The organism is Actinomadura gamaensis, from assembly GCF_042652125.1.
Lineage (GTDB): Bacteria > Actinomycetota > Actinomycetes > Streptosporangiales > Streptosporangiaceae > Spirillospora > Spirillospora gamaensis.
The window spans coordinates 84,204-97,925 of the sequence record NZ_JBHSIT010000016.1; the positions used below are offsets into that span (position 1 = coordinate 84,204).

Here is a 13,722-nt window from a genome sequence, read left to right on the forward strand (position 1 = left end):
CGGAATGCTGACCGACCGGCTGCGCGCCTGGATCGAGGACGCCCCGCGGCTGCCCGCCTTCGTGTACGACCTGGACGCGCTGGAAGCGCACGCCCGCCGCATCCGGGAGGCGGTGCCGATCGAGATCTTCTACGCCGCGAAGGCCAACCCGGACGCGCCGGTCCTGCGGACGCTCGCGCCCTTCGTGGACGGCTTCGAGGTCGCGTCCGGGGGTGAGCTGCGGCATGTCCGGGACGCGGTGCCGTCGGCGCGGCTGGCCTTCGGCGGTCCCGGCAAGACCGATTCCGAACTCGACCTGCGCGCCGAGCGCGTCCACGTGGAGTCGCCGCGCGAGCTGGCCCGGCTGGCGGCGAAGCGGCGCGAGACCGACGTGCTGCTGCGCGTGAACCTGGCGGGGGACCGGCAGGGCGTCGCGCTCGCGATGTCCGGCCCGTTCGGCATGGACCCCGACCTGATCGAGGAGTGCCACGCCGTCCTGGCGTCCGCGCCGTGGATCCGGTTGCGCGGCGTGCACGCCCACCTCGCGTCGGGGCTGGACGTCCCGGAGCTCCTGGCCCAGTCGCGGGAGATCCTGGACTGGGCGCGTCCGTGGGCGGAGAAGGCCGGCATCGAGAATCCGGAATTCAACCTGGGCGGCGGAATGGCCGTCGATTACGCCTCTCCGGACCGGACGTTCGACTGGGAGGACTACGGCCGCGAGATCGGAAAGCTGGCCCGTCCGGGCGAAACTCTGCGGATCGAGCCCGGACGGGCCGTCACCGTCTACTGCGGCTGGTACGTCACGGAAGTGCTGGACCTGAAACCGGCCCATGGACGCTGGTACGCCGTCCTCAAAGGCGGCACCATGCATCTCCGCACGCCCGTCACCAAGCAGCACGACCAGCCTTTCACCGTGGTGGCCAAGTCGGCCGAGCCCCTTCGCGATATCGAAGCGACGCTGGTCGGGCAGCTCTGCACGCCCAAGGACGTCTTCGCGCGCGATGTCCCCGTCACCGAGATCGGTGTCGGGGACATCGTCGCTTTCGCCATGTCGGGCGCTTACGGATGGAACATCTCGCACCGGGACTTCCTCATGCACGACCCTCCCGGCTTCCACTACCTCGGCGGTCAGACGGCCAGGACGGTGCCGTAGAGGCGGTCGGCGCGGAGCCGGATGATCAAGCGGCGGTCCTTCACCATCTGCTCCAGGAAGGCCGCCTCGTCCGCCGGGTCGGCGAAGCCGCCCGCCATTTCCAGGAGCTCCCGCGAGACCGCGTCCCCGGCCTCGGTGGCGACCTCGGACAGTTCGGCCGTTCCTTCGGCGACGGCGAAGGACATGTGGTCCGCGCTGGAAACATAGAGCGCCGCACGCGGGTCGTTCTTGAGCTGCCGGACCTTCAATCGGTCAGCGGTGGTCGAGATGCGGGCGAGGCGCTCGTCCTTGTCCCACGCGAAGACGACGGTGGAAAGGTGCGGGTGGCCGCTCTTCTTGGTGGTCGCCAGAGCGGCGAAAGTGCTCCCGCCGATCAGGTCGGAAAGGGCGTCGTCGGTGAGGGCGGCGGGGGCCGGGCCGTCTCCGGGGCCGTATTCGGTCATCGTTCTCTCTCCTCTGTGAGACGGGCCGGAATCAGTGGGCGATCAGAGTGTCCTGTTCCGGTGCGTCGACCGGTTCCGGAGCGGGGGTGGAGCGGCGCAGCACGGTCAGCGACAGGACGATTCCGGCCGCCAGGAGCCCGGCCCCCGCCCAGAAGGCGACGTGGTAGCCGCGGGTCAGCGCCTCGCGCGACGTCCCGTCCGAGCCGGCGGCGGCGACGGCGGACAGGGCCGCGACGCCGAGCGCCGCGCCGATCTGCTGCGTCGTGTTGAAGACGCCCGAGACCACCCCGGCGTCGGCGGGCCTCGCGCCGGACATCCCGAGCCCGGTCAGCGCGGGCATCACCAGGCCGAACCCGCCGGTCAGGATCATCACCGGCAGCAGGTCCACGGCGAAGTGGCCGTCCACCGGGACGCGGGTGAGCAGCAGCCGCGCCGCCAGCAGCAGGGCGAGCCCGGTCACCAGCACGGCCTTCGGCCCGAACCGGGTGATCAGCCGCGCCGACACGAAGAGCGAGACGACGGCGTTCGCCGCCGCGGCGGGCAGCATCGCGAGCCCGGTCTCGGACGCGTCGTAGCGCAGCACGTTCTGCATGTAGAGGGCGATCATGACCTGGAAGCCGAACATCGCGGCCAGGAGCGTCAGCTGGACGAGGTTCGCGCCCCACACGTTCCGGCCGCGCAGCACGCGCAGCGGCATCAGCGGCACGGACGCGGTCACCTGCCGCAGCACGAACCCGCCGATCAGCGCGAGCGACCCGGCGCCGAGGGCGAGCGTCCGCGTGCCCCAGCCGTGCTGCTCGGTCTGGACGATCGTGTAGACGCCGAGCATGGTCCCGGAGGTCACCAGGACGCCGCCGAGCACGTCCGCCCCCGCCGCGAACCCGAGGCCCCGCTCGGCGGGCAGGTACCGCAGCGCGGCGAGCGCCGCGGCCAGGCCGAGCGGCAGGTTGATCAGGAAGATCCAGTGCCAGCTCAGCGCGTCGGTGAGCACCCCGCCGAGCACCTGCCCGAGGGACGCGCCGACCGCGCCGGTGAACGCGAACGCCGACAGCGCGCGGGTGCGCTCGGCGGGCTCGGGGAACAGCGTCGTGATCATGCCGAGGCCGACCGCGGAGCTGAGCGCCCCGCCGGCGCCCTGCGCGAACCGCGCGGCGATCAGCATGCCCGGCCCGGTGGCCAGGCCGCACGCGACCGAGGCGGCGGTGAACACCGCGATCCCGGCGACGAAGACCGACCGCCGTCCGACCAGGTCGCCGAGCCGTCCGGCCAGCAGCAGCAAGCCGCCGAACGCGATGACGTAGCCGTTGACGACCCAAGTCAGGCCCGTGTCGCCGAACCCGAGGTCGCGCTGCATCGCGGGCAGCGCCACCGTCACGATCGACCCGTCGAGGATGATCATCAATGTTCCGGCGCACAGCACCGCCAGGGCCCCTGCCCGCGAACGAACGCGTCCCACGCTCTTCTCCTCTGCCCGAAAGCCCGGCTCGCGTCCCGGCCGGGGCGCGACAGAAGAGACAGTAGCAGATAGTTTTGTCGCAGACTATATATCTCGGACCTAATGCTCCCGCTCGAAGAAAGCCCTGGTCAGGCGGTGCGTTCGCGGCTCCGGCGGGCGGACGTGGACGCCACCGGCTCGGCCAGCAGCCCGGTCGCCAGCAGGTTCAGCGCCCGCAGGAAGACCTCGCGGTCCGGCTCGGGCAGCGCGTTCAGCACCTCGGCGTGGACGGAGTCGACGATCTTCTGGCTCCGCGCGGCCGTCTCGGCGCCCTTGGCGGTCACGGCGATGACGCGCGCGCGGCGGTCCTTGGAGGACGGGCGGCGCTCGGCCAGCCCCTCGCGCTCCAGGGCGTCCACCGTGACGACCATCGTGGTCTTGTCCATGTCGCCGATCTCGGCGAGCTGGTTCTGCGTGCGCTCCTCCTCCAGGGCGTGGACGAGGACGCAGTGCATGCGCGGCGTCAGTCCGATCTCGGCCAGGGCGGCGGACATCCGCGTCTTCAGCACGTGGGAGTTGTGGTCGAACAGGAAGGAGATGTCGTGGGCGACGTCGGAGGCGGGTGCGAGAGAGGTCATGCCGCCAGTCTAGTTCCGTAGCGGATTATCCGCTTAGGTCATTGATCCCGGAACCTCCGGCCGGGTATCGTGGACCCGTGCAGCGCTTCGCATGTCTCGGCTGGTGGCCGTCCACGGACGGCTGATCCAGGCATGCGCGCAGGCCGTCCGACGATCGGGCGGCCTTCTCTCTTTCGAGCCCCGGGTCGCCCCCGAACTCGAAGGAACCAGAGATGACCCTCACCGCCCCCGAACTGGACGAGCTCGTCGCCGCGGACGCCGCCCAGCACCGCGTCCTCACCGGCGACCGCCCCACCGGCCCCCTCCACCTCGGCCACTACTTCGGCACCCTCGCCAACCGCGTCCGGCTGCAACGCGCCGGGGTGGACGTCTTCGTGCTGGTCGCCGACTACCAGGTGCTCACCGACCGGGACGTCGCCGAACGGCTGGAGGAGCGCGTCTTCGGCCTGGTCGCCGACTACCTCGCCGCCGGCATCGACCCCGCCACCGCCACGATCTTCACGCACACCGCCGTCCCCGCCCTGAACCAGCTGCTGCTGCCGTTCCTGTCCCTGGTGTCGGTCTCGGAGCTGGGCCGCAACCCGACCGTCAAGGACGAGATCCAGCACTCCCGGCAGGACGCCGTCAGCGGCCTGATGTTCACCTACCCCGTCCACCAGGCCGCCGACATCCTGTTCTGCAAGGCCGACCTGGTGCCGGTCGGCCGCGACCAGGCCCCGCACCTGGAGATCACCCGGACCGTCGCGCGCCGCTTCAACGAGCGGTACGGCCCGGTCTTCCCACTCCCCGAGACGCTGCTGTCCGAAGCGCCGCTGCTGCTCGGCACCGACGGCCAGAAGATGAGCAAGTCGCGCGGCAACGCCATCTCGCTGACGACGCCGCCGGACGAGGTCGCGCGGCTGGTCAAGCGGGCCAAGACCGACGCCGACCGGCACATCGCGTACGCGCCGGAGACCCGTCCCGAGGTGTCCAACCTGGTGCTGCTCGCCGCGCTCGCTCAGGGACGGCGTCCCGAGGACGTCGCGGCCGAGATCGGCGACGGCGGCGCGGCGCAGCTCAAGCGCGTCGTGACCGAGTCGGTCAACGAGTTCCTCCGCCCGATCCGCGCCCGCCGCGCCGAGTTCGCCGGCGACCCGGCGCAGCTCAAGGCCGTCCTCGCGGCCGGGAACGCGCGCGCGAACGAGATCGCCGACGCGACGCTGGCCGAGGTCAAGGCCGCGATGGGCATGGACTACATGCGCTGACGCCGCGCGGCGGGGCTCGGTTCTCGCGCCCCGCCCGTCGTTCAGCTCGGTGTCTGGTTCGCGGTTCCGGTGAGGCCGGGGAGGATCGCGCGGACCAGGTCGTCCAGCCGCTCGCCGGACGGCGGCTCGACCGCCGACGGGTCGCCGCCGCGCAGGAGCATCGACAGCACCGACTCGTGGCAGATGCCGACGATCAGGGAGGCGACCGCGTCGACCGGTGCGTCCGGGACGACGCGGCCCAGGTCCCGTTCGGCGCGCAGCCAGTCGCGGAGGCGGTCGCGCCAGTCCACGCCGCTCTCGCGCGGGGCGTTCAGGCGCGCGAGCAGCTCGGGACGCCCGAGCAGTCCGGACATCGCGGGCACGACGGCCCGGTGCAGGGCCAGTCCGTGGCCGATCTGGGCGCGCAGGCCGTCCGCGAGGGTTCCCTCACCCGGCCGGGGGAGCGGCGGCAACCCGTCCTCGATGGCCCGGACGTGCGCGTGCCACGCCTCCGCCAGCAGCTCGTCCTTGTCGGCGAAGTGGTTGTAGAGGACGCCGTCGGCCACCCCGGCGGCGCGCGCGATCGCGCGGACGGTCAGGCCGGCCGTGCCGCGCTCGGCGATCAGCCGCCCGGCCGCCGCCACCAGGTGCTCGCGCAGGCTGCGACCGCCGTCCCGCACCGCCGCCGCTGTTCTCGGGGACATCACCGCCCATCGTAACGGCCGGTCACCAGCCAGGCCGTCCCGCGCGTCCGGACGCCATCGGGACCCTGGAACCCGGCCATCCGGTCGTAGACGGCCTCGCGCGCCGCGCCGACCGTCTCGGGATCGGCCTGCGAGAACGCGTGGACCATCGGTCCCCAGCCGCAGAAGAACTCCGTCGCGTCGGCGGCGTTCCGGCCCCACACCTGCGGAGCCTCGACCCGCCGCACGCCGATGTCCGCGAACCCGGCCTCGGTCAGGACGCGCTCGGTGCGCTCCGGGTCGGCGAGGGAAGTCGGTCCGGTGCCGTCCGCGCCGGTCGCGGGGCTCGCCGCGCCGAGCGCGCCGAGGATCGCGTCGAGCAGGACGCCCAGGTCCGTGCCCGCCACCGACGTCATGCAGACGAACGCGAGCCGTCCGCCGGGACGGAGGGCCCGTCCGATGTTGGCGAAGGCGGCGACGGGATCGGCGAAGAACATCACACCGAACCGGCTCAGCGCGACGTCGTAGGACGCCGGCGCGAACGGGAAGACCTGCGCGTCGCCCTGCTCGAAACGGACGTTGCCCACGTCTTCGGCGCGGGCGAGTTCGCGCGCCCGCGCGAGCATCGGCCGCGACAGGTCCACTCCCGTCGCGTCGCCGGTGTGCGCGGCTCCGGCGACTCGGGCCGCCTGCGCCGCCAGCCGGGTGAGCTGGCCGTTGCCGCACCCCACGTCGAGGACGCGGTCGCCGGGCCGGACGTGCTGGAGCAGGTACTCGTTGAAACCGCTGTTGACCAGGTCGTAGCGGTCGTGGCGGGCGGCCCAGTGCGCCCCCTCGCCGCCGTTCCACGCCTCGGCCTGCGCGGTGTTCACGATGCGTGCGGTCATGCCGTCCTCCTAAATGAACGTGTGTTCATGAACGTACGTTCATAATGCTCCGGCCGTCAATGGCCGACCGCCACGGGGGCGTGTCGGCCCGGAACCGGTGTTCGATGCCCGCCTCCCTCGGGGCGGGCATCGAACGGCCGGAAATTTTTTCTCCGCGGGGCGATGAGTTCTCGCCGGGGCGCCGGTCTACATGGGCGAACGGAACGGGCCGGGGAACCTCGGCCCCGGTGAAGCCCCCACCACCGAGAGGACGAGAACCATGGCGACGATCACCGCCTCCACCCTCCGCACCGCCGCCGCCGAGGCGCCCCGCACCGGACGCAGGTTCGGCGCCGTCCTGTGGACCTTCCAGGTCCTGATGGCCCTGGCGTTCCTCATCGCCGGATCGACGAAGCTGGCCGCGACCGAGCAGGCCGTGCAGGGGTTCAACAAGATCGGATTCGGCGAGCCCGGCCTGTACGTGATCGGCACGCTGGAGGTGCTCGGCGCGATCGCGCTGCTGATCCCGATTCTTTCCGGACTCTCCGGGGCGGCGCTGAGCACGCTGCTGGTCGGCGCGACGATCACCGAGCTGGTCGCGGACTCGCCGAGCATGGCGGTGGTCCCGCTCGCCTACCTCATCCCGGTCGGGATCGTCGCCTACGGGCGGCGCGGGCAGACCGTCCGGCTGCTGAACGTCGTCCGGGCCGTCCGCGAGGCGCGGCGCTGAGCGCCCGGACCCGCGTGGACGGTCGCTGACCACCGATCCCGGAGCCGTGACAGGCGGCTCCGGGATCGGCGCGCGCCGTCGAGGACCCCGGGGCACGGCCGTCCCGCTCGGGACGGCCGGGGGTCTTCGGCGGCGCTCCCCCTTCCGGGCCGGTCCCGGCGCGACCTCCGGGTGATCCGGATCGCGATCGCGGGGGAGGTGCGGCGGGACGGCCCCGGCGGACGCTGGACGCGAACAAATCCCTGATCTTGGAGTTCGCCGTGTCCGAAGCCGTCCCCCTGCACCGCCGTCCGAACCGATTCGCCGCCGCGTACGCGCGCCTCCACGGCCGTCCGGTCGCGGGCGTCCCGCGCTGGCTCGTGATCGCCGCCCATGCCACGCCCTGGGTCGTCCTGCCGTCCTGCGTGTGGCGGCTCGCGTTCGGCGTGTTCGGCCTGCCGGTCGCCGAGCATCCCGACATCCCCGGCGGCGGGCGCGGCGGCGTGCCCGCCCACGTTCCGCAGTGGGCCTACATGATCGTGCTGTGCGCGGTCAGCGAGGCGGCGGCGTTCCTCACCGTGGGCCTCGTCAGCACCTGGGGCGAGCGGTTCCCGCGCTGGATCCCCGTGCTCGGCGGACGCCGCGTCCCGACGTTGGCGGCGGTGATCCCGGCGGCGCTCGGAGCGGCGCTGATCACGTTCATCTGCGCGTTCTTCTTCTTCGGCGCGAAGGCGAACGACAACTTCCACAAGACGTTCGCCCACGCGTGGCAGCTCGACCTGCTCTACGCCTGCTACGCGCCGCTGCTCGCCTGGGGACCGCTCCTGGCGATCGTCACCGCGGCCTACTACCGGCGTCGTCGCGCCGAGTCTCGTAGCGCCGAGTCTCGTGGCGCCGAGTCTCGTGGCGCCGAGTCTCGTGGCGCCGAGCGTCGTCGCGCCGAGTCCCGTCGCGCCGAGCGTCGCCGCGCCGAGCGCTGACGGTCGCAGCGGCCTAGGACTGACCGGTCGGAGTGATCGCGCGGGCCTGCCGGACCAGCGCCGCGCGCAGCCGCTCCTCGCCGAGGTCGGGCAGCAGCGCCGAGACGTGCTCGGCGCTGAGCGCGGCGAGGATGCCGTGGGCGGCGGCCTCGGGGTCGGGGTCGCCGTCCAGCAGCAGCGCGAGGTGCAGGTGCCAGAACCGGTAGGCGCCGATGCGGTACCGCGCGCCGGGGGAGGCGGTCTCCGACATCCGCACCAGCGGCAGGTGTTTCAGCAGGTAGTCGAGGTAGGCGAGGACGAACGCCTCGACCCGCTCGGCCGCCGGCGCGTCCGGCCCGAGCGGCGGCGGACCGGACAGGACGGCCTCCTGCAACGCGCGCTCGCGGGCGTCCAGCAACGCCACGGCGAGGCCCGCCTTGTCGCCGAAGCGGCGGAACAGCGTGCCCTTGCCGACCCCGGCCGCCGCCGCGACCTGGTCCATGGACACCGCGTCCGGGCCGTGCTCGGCGAACAACCGGGCCGCCGCCTCCAGCACGGCGGCCCGGTTGCGCGCCGCGTCCGCGCGCTCCTTGGGCGGCGGCGTGCGCAGCAGTTCCAGCGGCGTTGCCAAAGCGGACCGTGGTCCGTTACGGTTCTCGGACATGAAACGGACTATAGTCCGAATTCCGAGAGGATGTGGCATGACCGCACTCATCACCCGCGACGAGCTCCAGCGCGAAGTGGACGCCGGATCCGTCACGCTCGTGGACGCGCTCGGCGGCGAGTACTGGGCCAAGCAGCACCTTCCGGGCGCCGTCCCGCTGGCCCCCGGCGAGGTGGACGCCAAGGCGGCCGAGCGGCTGCCCGACCGCGACGCCGCGATCGTCACCTACTGCTCCAACACCGCCTGCCCCAACAGCGGCCAGGTCGCCGACCGGCTCACCGCCCTCGGCTACACCAACGTCCGCAAGTACCGCGAAGGCATCGAGGACTGGACCACCGCCGGCCTCCCCGTCGAATCCGCCTGACCCACCCTCCCCGGCGCACCGACCCGCCCCGGTGCGTCGGCACGATCCCCGGCGCGTCGGCCCGACCCCCGGTGCGTCGGCCCGACCCTGGCGCGTTAGCGCGGCTTCCTGCGCGTCCGACCCGGCGCGCTGCGCGTCAGCTCGGCGCGCCGCGCGTCCGGCCGCTTCGGGGGCGGGCCGGACGCGCTAGGGGGTGGTGGTGGCGATCTCGGCCTCTTCGGCGGCGCGGCGGTCGTAGGCGTCGCGGGCGGCGGCGATCGCGTTCTTGTGGGCCTCCGTCCAGTCGACGAGGGCCTTGATCGTGGCGTGCAGGCTGCGGCCGAGGGGCGTCAGCGCGTAGTCGACGCGCGGCGGCACGACCGGATGGACGGTCCGCTGAACGAGCCCGTCCCGCTCCAGGTGGCGCAGCGTGCGGGTCAGCATCCGCTGGCTCACGCCCTGGACGGCCCGGCGCAGCTCGGTGAAGCGCAGGCTGCGCTCGTCCAGGAGCGCGATCACGAGCAGCGACCACTTGTCGGCGACCCGGTCGAGGATCTGGCGGGTCTCGCAGTCCTCGCGCGAGTCCCAGTGCGAGATGTCGAAGCCCTGGTCAGCGTCGGTATACGCGCAGGAACCGAGGGACTTCGAAGTGCCGTCTTCCATACTCACCGATCGTGCCCGACGATGCAGTCAGTTACAAGAAGGAACCGACGGGCCTTAAGGGAACCGTCGGTCCACGCTGCAAAAGAGGTGTCGGGACCGATGAGTACCACTCGCCGCTGGGGCGCGCTCCTGGTGTTGTGCGGCGCGATCTTCCTTGAGGGCATCGACGTGGCGATGCTGAACGTCGCGCTGCCGTCGATCCGCGCGGACCTCGGACTTTCCACGGGCGCGCTGAGCGGCGTCGTCAGCGCCTACGTCCTCGGGTACGCCGGATTCATGCTGCTCGGCGGACGCGCCGCCGACCTGTTCGGACGCCGCCGGATGTTCCTGTCCTGGCTCGTCGTGTTCGTGATCTTCTCCGGACTCGGCGGCCTCGCCACCGAGGGCTGGATGCTGCTGGTCGCCCGCTTCGTGACCGGCGTCGCGGCGGCGTTCCTCGCGCCGGCCGGGCTCTCCCTGGTCACCGCCGCGTTCCCGGACGGCCCCGAGCGGACCCGCGCGCTGTCGATCTACGCCGCGACGGCCGCGGGCGGCTTCACGCTCGGCCTCGTCGCGGGCGGGCTGCTCACCCCGCTCGGCTGGCGCTGGGTGTTCTTCGCGCCGGTGATCATCTCCCTGCTCGTGCTCGCCGCCGCCGTCCCGCTGGTGAAGGACGACGCGGAGAACGAACGCGGCAAGCTGGACATGCCGGGCGCGCTGCTCGTCACGTCCGCGATGTCGGCGCTGGTCTACGGCGTCGTCCGGCTGGAGCACCCCTCGGACGCTCCACTCCTCACCGCCGCGGTCTTCGCCGCCGGCGTCGCCCTCCTCGCCGCGTTCGTCCTGGTGGAGCGGCGCGTCCAGGAACCCCTGGTCAGGCTGGGCGCCCTGCGTTCCGCGCCGCTCCTGCGAGCGAACGCCGGAGCCCTCCTGTTCGTCGGCGCGTTCGGCGGATTCCAGCTCCTCATGACGCTCTACCTCCAGGAGATCCGAGGCTGGACGCCGACCGAGACCGGCCTCGCGATGCTCGTCGTCGGGCTGGACCTCGTCCTCGCCCCGACCCTGACGCCCCGCCTGGTCGGCCGCTTCGGCGTGACGCCGGTCATCCTGGTCGCGCTGCTGTGCTCCGCCGCCTGCTACGCCGTCTTCCTGGGCGCGGGTCTGGACTGGACGTACGCCACGATGCTCCCCGGCCTCGTCCTGCTGGGCGTGGCGTTCACCCTCGGCTACGGCCCCCTGACCATGGCCGCCACCGAAAGCCTGGACGAGTCGGAGCAGGGCCTGGCCGGCGGCCTCCTCTACACGTCCACGCAGTTCGGTACGGCCCTGGGCGTCTCGGTCGTCACCGCGGTGAACGTAGCGGCCCTCTCCGGCGAAACGCCCGCCGCGAAACTGTCCGCCGTCCACGCCGCGATGACCGTCCCGCTGATGGCCGTACTCCTGGGAGCCCTGATCACCGCCCTCGGCCTACGCCGCCGCTCCACCGCACCTTCCGAGCCCGTCTCCGAACCCGTCCGCGCGGAGGTCTGACCATGGCCGCCACCACGACCGCGTTCGCAGACGTCCGCCCCGAGTTCGAGCGCTACATCGGCGACATCGTCTACGCCACGATGATCACCGTCGACGCGAAGTCCCGCCCCCGCGCCCGCCTCCTGATCCCCGTCTGGGAGATCATCGAGGGCAGCCCGACCGGCTGGCTCGCCACCTACCGGACGCCCGTGAAGACCGCCCACCTGGCCCGCAACCCGCACACCACGTTCTCCTATTGGAGCCCCCGCCAGAACGCCGTCCACATCGACGCGTCCGCAGCCTGGCAGGACGACCCGGAAACCCGCCGCCACGTCTGGGACCTCTACCGAAAGGGCAGCCCGCCCGGTGCCGGCTACAACCCCGCCAACTTCTGGCGCAAAGGACCGCAAGACCCCGAATTCGCCGTCCTGCGCCTGACCCCGTGGCGCATCCAAACGGTCCGAGGCGCCGACCTACGAAGCCTCATCTGGCAAGCCCCCGACCCGTAACCCCCGCGGCGGGCACCCCCCACCCGCCACCCAAATAGAGAACGCCCGAGTCCGGGATTTCCCGCATTCTCGCAACCTCACGCTTCTCCGCGGCCCGCTTGCCACGATGTGCACATGGCGAAACAGCGACCGCCGTCGATGCGGATGCGGAGGCTCGCGACCGAGCTGCGCACGCTGCGGGAAGAACGCGGGCTCGGCCTGGACGAGGCGAGCGCGCTGCTGTGCATGTCGAAGTCGTCCCTGCACAGGCTCGAACGCGCACAGGTGATCATCAGGGCGCGCGACGTCAACCACGCGCTGGTCTCGTATGGCGTGCAGGACGAAGGCCGCCGACGCCACCTGCTGAGCCTCGCGCAGCCCGGCCGCTCGAAGAAATGGATCAAGCACTATTCGCGTCTCCTCGGGCAACCGGTGGTGGGCGAGACGATCCACATCGAACAGGATGCGCTGGTACCAGACGTCAGTGCTTCCCGGGCTGCTGCTCGGTGTGCTTGTCGAAGGATGGTTCGCGTGACCGCATCAAGGAAGTCCTCCGGGAGTTGGGCGGGTCCGTGGCGTAAGAGCAGCCACGGCGACGGCACGTCCAGTGAGCATTGCGTGGAACTCGCCCTGCTCGGCGAGGGGCCGGTGGGCGTGGGAGTTCGGGACTCCAAGGATCCGGACGGGGCGGTGCTCGCGCTCGCTTCGGGGGAGTGGCGGGGGCTGCTGGGGGCGATCAAGGGCTAGCCGGAATGTCGGTGGGACGTGGGACGATGCGGGGATGATCGAGATTGGTCCGCTTCGTCCGGATGAGCGTGCTGCCTGGGAGGTGCTCGCGCGCGGGTACAACGGGTTCCTTCGCTACGGCTACGCGCTCTGACATGCCCCGGGTGCTGGGACGCCGGGAGCTGAACCGGGCGCTGCTCGCGCGGCAACTGCTGTTGCGGCGCCATCGCATGGGCGCGCTGGAGACCGTCGAGCATCTCGTCGGAATGCAGGCGCAAGCCCCGAATCCGCCGTATCTCGGGCTGTGGACGCGGCTCGAAGAGTTCGACTTCGACGAGCCGGGCCGGCTGCTGCACGAGCGCAAGGCCGTCCGCATGGTGCTCATGCGCGGCACGTTGCACCTGGTCAGCGCCCGTGACGCGGTCGCCCTGCGGCCGATCACGCAGACCATCCTGGACGGGTACCTGCGGACGCAGCGCGGTCGCGACCTCGACGGCGTGGACCTCGGGGAGCTGCGCGAGTACGTCCGGGAGCTGCTGGCGGCGGCGCCGCTGACGGACAAGGAGGTCCGGACGGCGCTGGCCGAGCGCTTCCCGGGCCATGACGCCGAGCGGCTGAACTGGGCGGCGCGGTGCATGTTGCCGCTGGTCCAGGTGCCGCCGCGCGGTGTCTGGGGCTCGTCCGGGCTGGCGCGGCACACCACGCTGGACGCCTGGCTGGACGAGCCGTTCGCCGAGCCCGACGCCGAGCGGCTCGTCCGCCGGTACCTGGCCGCGTTCGGCCCCGCGACCGTGCGGGACGCGCAGCACTGGTCCGGCCTCACCAGGCTCGACGAGGTGTTCGCGCGGCTCGCGCCGGAGCTGGTCACCTTCGAGGACGAGAACGGCCGCGTCCTCTACGACCTGCCCGACGCGCCCCGCCCGGACGCCGACGTTGAGGCGCCCGTCCGGTTCGTCCCGGAGTTCGACAACCTCACGCTGTCGCACGCCGACCGGGCGCGGATCGTCAGCGAGGAGCACCGCAAGCGGCTGTTCACCGTGAACGGGATCATCCGCGCGGCCGTGCTCGTGGACGGCTTCGTCCAGGGCATGTGGAAGGCCGAGGCCAAGCGCGGAGCGGCGACGCTGCGCATCGAGGAGTTCGCGCCGATCCCGGCCGCCGCCCGCGAGGAGCTGACGGCCGAGGGCCTGCGCCTGCTGGAGGCGGCCTACCCGAAGGCGGCCGACCGGGAGGTCGTCTTCACACGCTGAGCCGGTCGGGCG

General features: G+C 72.2%; 16 protein-coding genes. 9 read left to right on the forward strand and 7 right to left on the reverse strand.

Annotated features, from left to right (window positions below):
- The first annotated feature begins 4 nt into the window (after positions 1-4).
- Positions 5-1,132, forward strand: a complete 1,128-nt coding sequence (locus ACFPCY_RS38815) for an alanine racemase (protein ID WP_378264097.1) — start codon at positions 5-7, stop codon at positions 1,130-1,132.
- On the opposite strand, the gene ACFPCY_RS38820 is transcribed toward ACFPCY_RS38815, so the two are convergent.
- From ACFPCY_RS38820 to ACFPCY_RS38830, 3 genes are all read right to left on the reverse strand, one after another.
- Positions 1,108-1,575: a TIGR03618 family F420-dependent PPOX class oxidoreductase gene (locus tag ACFPCY_RS38820; protein WP_378264099.1), complete on the reverse strand. Its 468-nt coding sequence runs from the start codon at positions 1,573-1,575 to the stop codon at positions 1,108-1,110. The genes ACFPCY_RS38815 and ACFPCY_RS38820 overlap by 25 nt on opposite strands.
- Positions 1,576-1,606: 31 nt before the next feature.
- Complete coding sequence (locus ACFPCY_RS38825) at positions 1,607-3,031, reverse strand: MFS transporter (RefSeq protein WP_378264101.1); 1,425 nt, start codon at positions 3,029-3,031, stop codon at positions 1,607-1,609.
- A gap of 128 nt (positions 3,032-3,159) precedes the next feature.
- Complete coding sequence (locus ACFPCY_RS38830) at positions 3,160-3,648, reverse strand: MarR family winged helix-turn-helix transcriptional regulator (RefSeq protein WP_378264103.1); 489 nt, start codon at positions 3,646-3,648, stop codon at positions 3,160-3,162.
- A 212-nt stretch (positions 3,649-3,860) separates the two neighbouring features.
- Between ACFPCY_RS38830 and trpS the strand changes: the two genes are divergently transcribed.
- Positions 3,861-4,892: a tryptophan--tRNA ligase gene (gene trpS / locus ACFPCY_RS38835; protein WP_378264105.1), complete on the forward strand. Its 1,032-nt coding sequence runs from the start codon at positions 3,861-3,863 to the stop codon at positions 4,890-4,892.
- Between the two features lie 41 nt (positions 4,893-4,933).
- On the opposite strand, the gene ACFPCY_RS38840 is transcribed toward trpS, so the two are convergent.
- Positions 4,934-5,575 carry a TetR/AcrR family transcriptional regulator gene (locus ACFPCY_RS38840; RefSeq protein WP_378264107.1) on the reverse strand — a complete coding sequence of 214 codons (642 nt, stop codon included), beginning with the start codon at positions 5,573-5,575 and terminating at the stop codon, positions 4,934-4,936.
- Positions 5,575-6,441: a class I SAM-dependent methyltransferase gene (locus tag ACFPCY_RS38845; RefSeq protein WP_378264109.1), complete on the reverse strand. Its 867-nt coding sequence runs from the start codon at positions 6,439-6,441 to the stop codon at positions 5,575-5,577. Before ACFPCY_RS38845 ends, ACFPCY_RS38840 begins: the two co-directional genes overlap by 1 nt.
- Before the next feature lie 259 nt (positions 6,442-6,700).
- Between ACFPCY_RS38845 and ACFPCY_RS38850 the strand changes: the two genes are divergently transcribed.
- Positions 6,701-7,150: a DoxX family protein gene (locus ACFPCY_RS38850; RefSeq protein ID WP_378264111.1), complete on the forward strand. Its 450-nt coding sequence runs from the start codon at positions 6,701-6,703 to the stop codon at positions 7,148-7,150.
- A gap of 260 nt (positions 7,151-7,410) precedes the next feature.
- The gene (locus ACFPCY_RS38855) at positions 7,411-8,109 is read left to right on the forward strand and encodes a hypothetical protein (protein WP_378264113.1); all 699 of its coding nucleotides are present in this window, start codon (positions 7,411-7,413) and stop codon (positions 8,107-8,109) included.
- Between the two features lie 13 nt (positions 8,110-8,122).
- Here the strand turns inward: ACFPCY_RS38855 and ACFPCY_RS38860 are convergent, their stop codons facing one another.
- Positions 8,123-8,752 carry a TetR/AcrR family transcriptional regulator gene (locus ACFPCY_RS38860; protein ID WP_378264115.1) on the reverse strand — a complete coding sequence of 210 codons (630 nt, stop codon included), beginning with the start codon at positions 8,750-8,752 and terminating at the stop codon, positions 8,123-8,125.
- Between the two features lie 37 nt (positions 8,753-8,789).
- Between ACFPCY_RS38860 and ACFPCY_RS38865 the strand changes: the two genes are divergently transcribed.
- Positions 8,790-9,116, forward strand: a complete 327-nt coding sequence (locus ACFPCY_RS38865; protein ID WP_378264117.1) for a rhodanese-like domain-containing protein — start codon at positions 8,790-8,792, stop codon at positions 9,114-9,116.
- A gap of 186 nt (positions 9,117-9,302) precedes the next feature.
- On the opposite strand, the gene ACFPCY_RS38870 is transcribed toward ACFPCY_RS38865, so the two are convergent.
- Positions 9,303-9,758: a winged helix-turn-helix transcriptional regulator gene (locus tag ACFPCY_RS38870; RefSeq protein ID WP_378264119.1), complete on the reverse strand. Its 456-nt coding sequence runs from the start codon at positions 9,756-9,758 to the stop codon at positions 9,303-9,305.
- 99 nt (positions 9,759-9,857) lie between these two features.
- On the opposite strand from ACFPCY_RS38870, the gene ACFPCY_RS38875 reads away from it, so the two are divergent.
- The 4 genes from ACFPCY_RS38875 (at position 9,858) to ACFPCY_RS38890 (ending at position 13,710) form a co-directional block, all read left to right on the forward strand.
- Entirely contained in the window at positions 9,858-11,267 is a 1,410-nt protein-coding gene (locus tag ACFPCY_RS38875) for an MFS transporter (RefSeq protein ID WP_378264121.1), read from the forward strand.
- Between the two features lie 2 nt (positions 11,268-11,269).
- Positions 11,270-11,755 (forward strand): pyridoxamine 5'-phosphate oxidase family protein, encoded by a 486-nt coding sequence (locus ACFPCY_RS38880; RefSeq protein WP_378264123.1) that lies wholly within the window; start codon positions 11,270-11,272, stop codon positions 11,753-11,755.
- 114 nt (positions 11,756-11,869) lie between these two features.
- On the forward strand, positions 11,870-12,481 hold the full coding sequence (locus ACFPCY_RS38885; protein WP_378264125.1) for a DUF397 domain-containing protein: 612 nt from the start codon (positions 11,870-11,872) through the stop codon (positions 12,479-12,481).
- Between the two features lie 134 nt (positions 12,482-12,615).
- Positions 12,616-13,710 carry a winged helix DNA-binding domain-containing protein gene (locus ACFPCY_RS38890; protein ID WP_378264127.1) on the forward strand — a complete coding sequence of 365 codons (1,095 nt, stop codon included), beginning with the start codon at positions 12,616-12,618 and terminating at the stop codon, positions 13,708-13,710.
- Positions 13,711-13,722: the final 12 nt, after the last annotated feature.

What these genes read in the sequence shown, in the direction of transcription:
- ACFPCY_RS38820 (WP_378264099.1), bottom strand. Translation starts at nt 1,575, where the DNA reads ATGACCGAATACGGCCCCGGAGACGGCCCGGCCCCCGCCGCCCTCACC.
- ACFPCY_RS38880 (WP_378264123.1), top strand. Translation starts at nt 11,270, where the DNA reads ATGGCCGCCACCACGACCGCGTTCGCAGACGTCCGCCCCGAGTTCGAG.
- ACFPCY_RS38885 (WP_378264125.1), top strand. Translation starts at nt 11,870, where the DNA reads ATGGCGAAACAGCGACCGCCGTCGATGCGGATGCGGAGGCTCGCGACC.
- ACFPCY_RS38860 (WP_378264115.1), bottom strand. Translation starts at nt 8,752, where the DNA reads ATGTCCGAGAACCGTAACGGACCACGGTCCGCTTTGGCAACGCCGCTG.
- ACFPCY_RS38830 (WP_378264103.1), bottom strand. Translation starts at nt 3,648, where the DNA reads ATGACCTCTCTCGCACCCGCCTCCGACGTCGCCCACGACATCTCCTTC.
- ACFPCY_RS38865 (WP_378264117.1), top strand. Translation starts at nt 8,790, where the DNA reads ATGACCGCACTCATCACCCGCGACGAGCTCCAGCGCGAAGTGGACGCC.
- ACFPCY_RS38840 (WP_378264107.1), bottom strand. Translation starts at nt 5,575, where the DNA reads ATGTCCCCGAGAACAGCGGCGGCGGTGCGGGACGGCGGTCGCAGCCTG.
- trpS (WP_378264105.1), top strand. Translation starts at nt 3,861, where the DNA reads ATGACCCTCACCGCCCCCGAACTGGACGAGCTCGTCGCCGCGGACGCC.
- ACFPCY_RS38875 (WP_378264121.1), top strand. Translation starts at nt 9,858, where the DNA reads ATGAGTACCACTCGCCGCTGGGGCGCGCTCCTGGTGTTGTGCGGCGCG.
- ACFPCY_RS38845 (WP_378264109.1), bottom strand. Translation starts at nt 6,441, where the DNA reads ATGACCGCACGCATCGTGAACACCGCGCAGGCCGAGGCGTGGAACGGC.
- ACFPCY_RS38815 (WP_378264097.1), top strand. Translation starts at nt 5, where the DNA reads ATGCTGACCGACCGGCTGCGCGCCTGGATCGAGGACGCCCCGCGGCTG.
- ACFPCY_RS38870 (WP_378264119.1), bottom strand. Translation starts at nt 9,758, where the DNA reads ATGGAAGACGGCACTTCGAAGTCCCTCGGTTCCTGCGCGTATACCGAC.
- ACFPCY_RS38890 (WP_378264127.1), top strand. Translation starts at nt 12,616, where the DNA reads ATGCCCCGGGTGCTGGGACGCCGGGAGCTGAACCGGGCGCTGCTCGCG.
- ACFPCY_RS38850 (WP_378264111.1), top strand. Translation starts at nt 6,701, where the DNA reads ATGGCGACGATCACCGCCTCCACCCTCCGCACCGCCGCCGCCGAGGCG.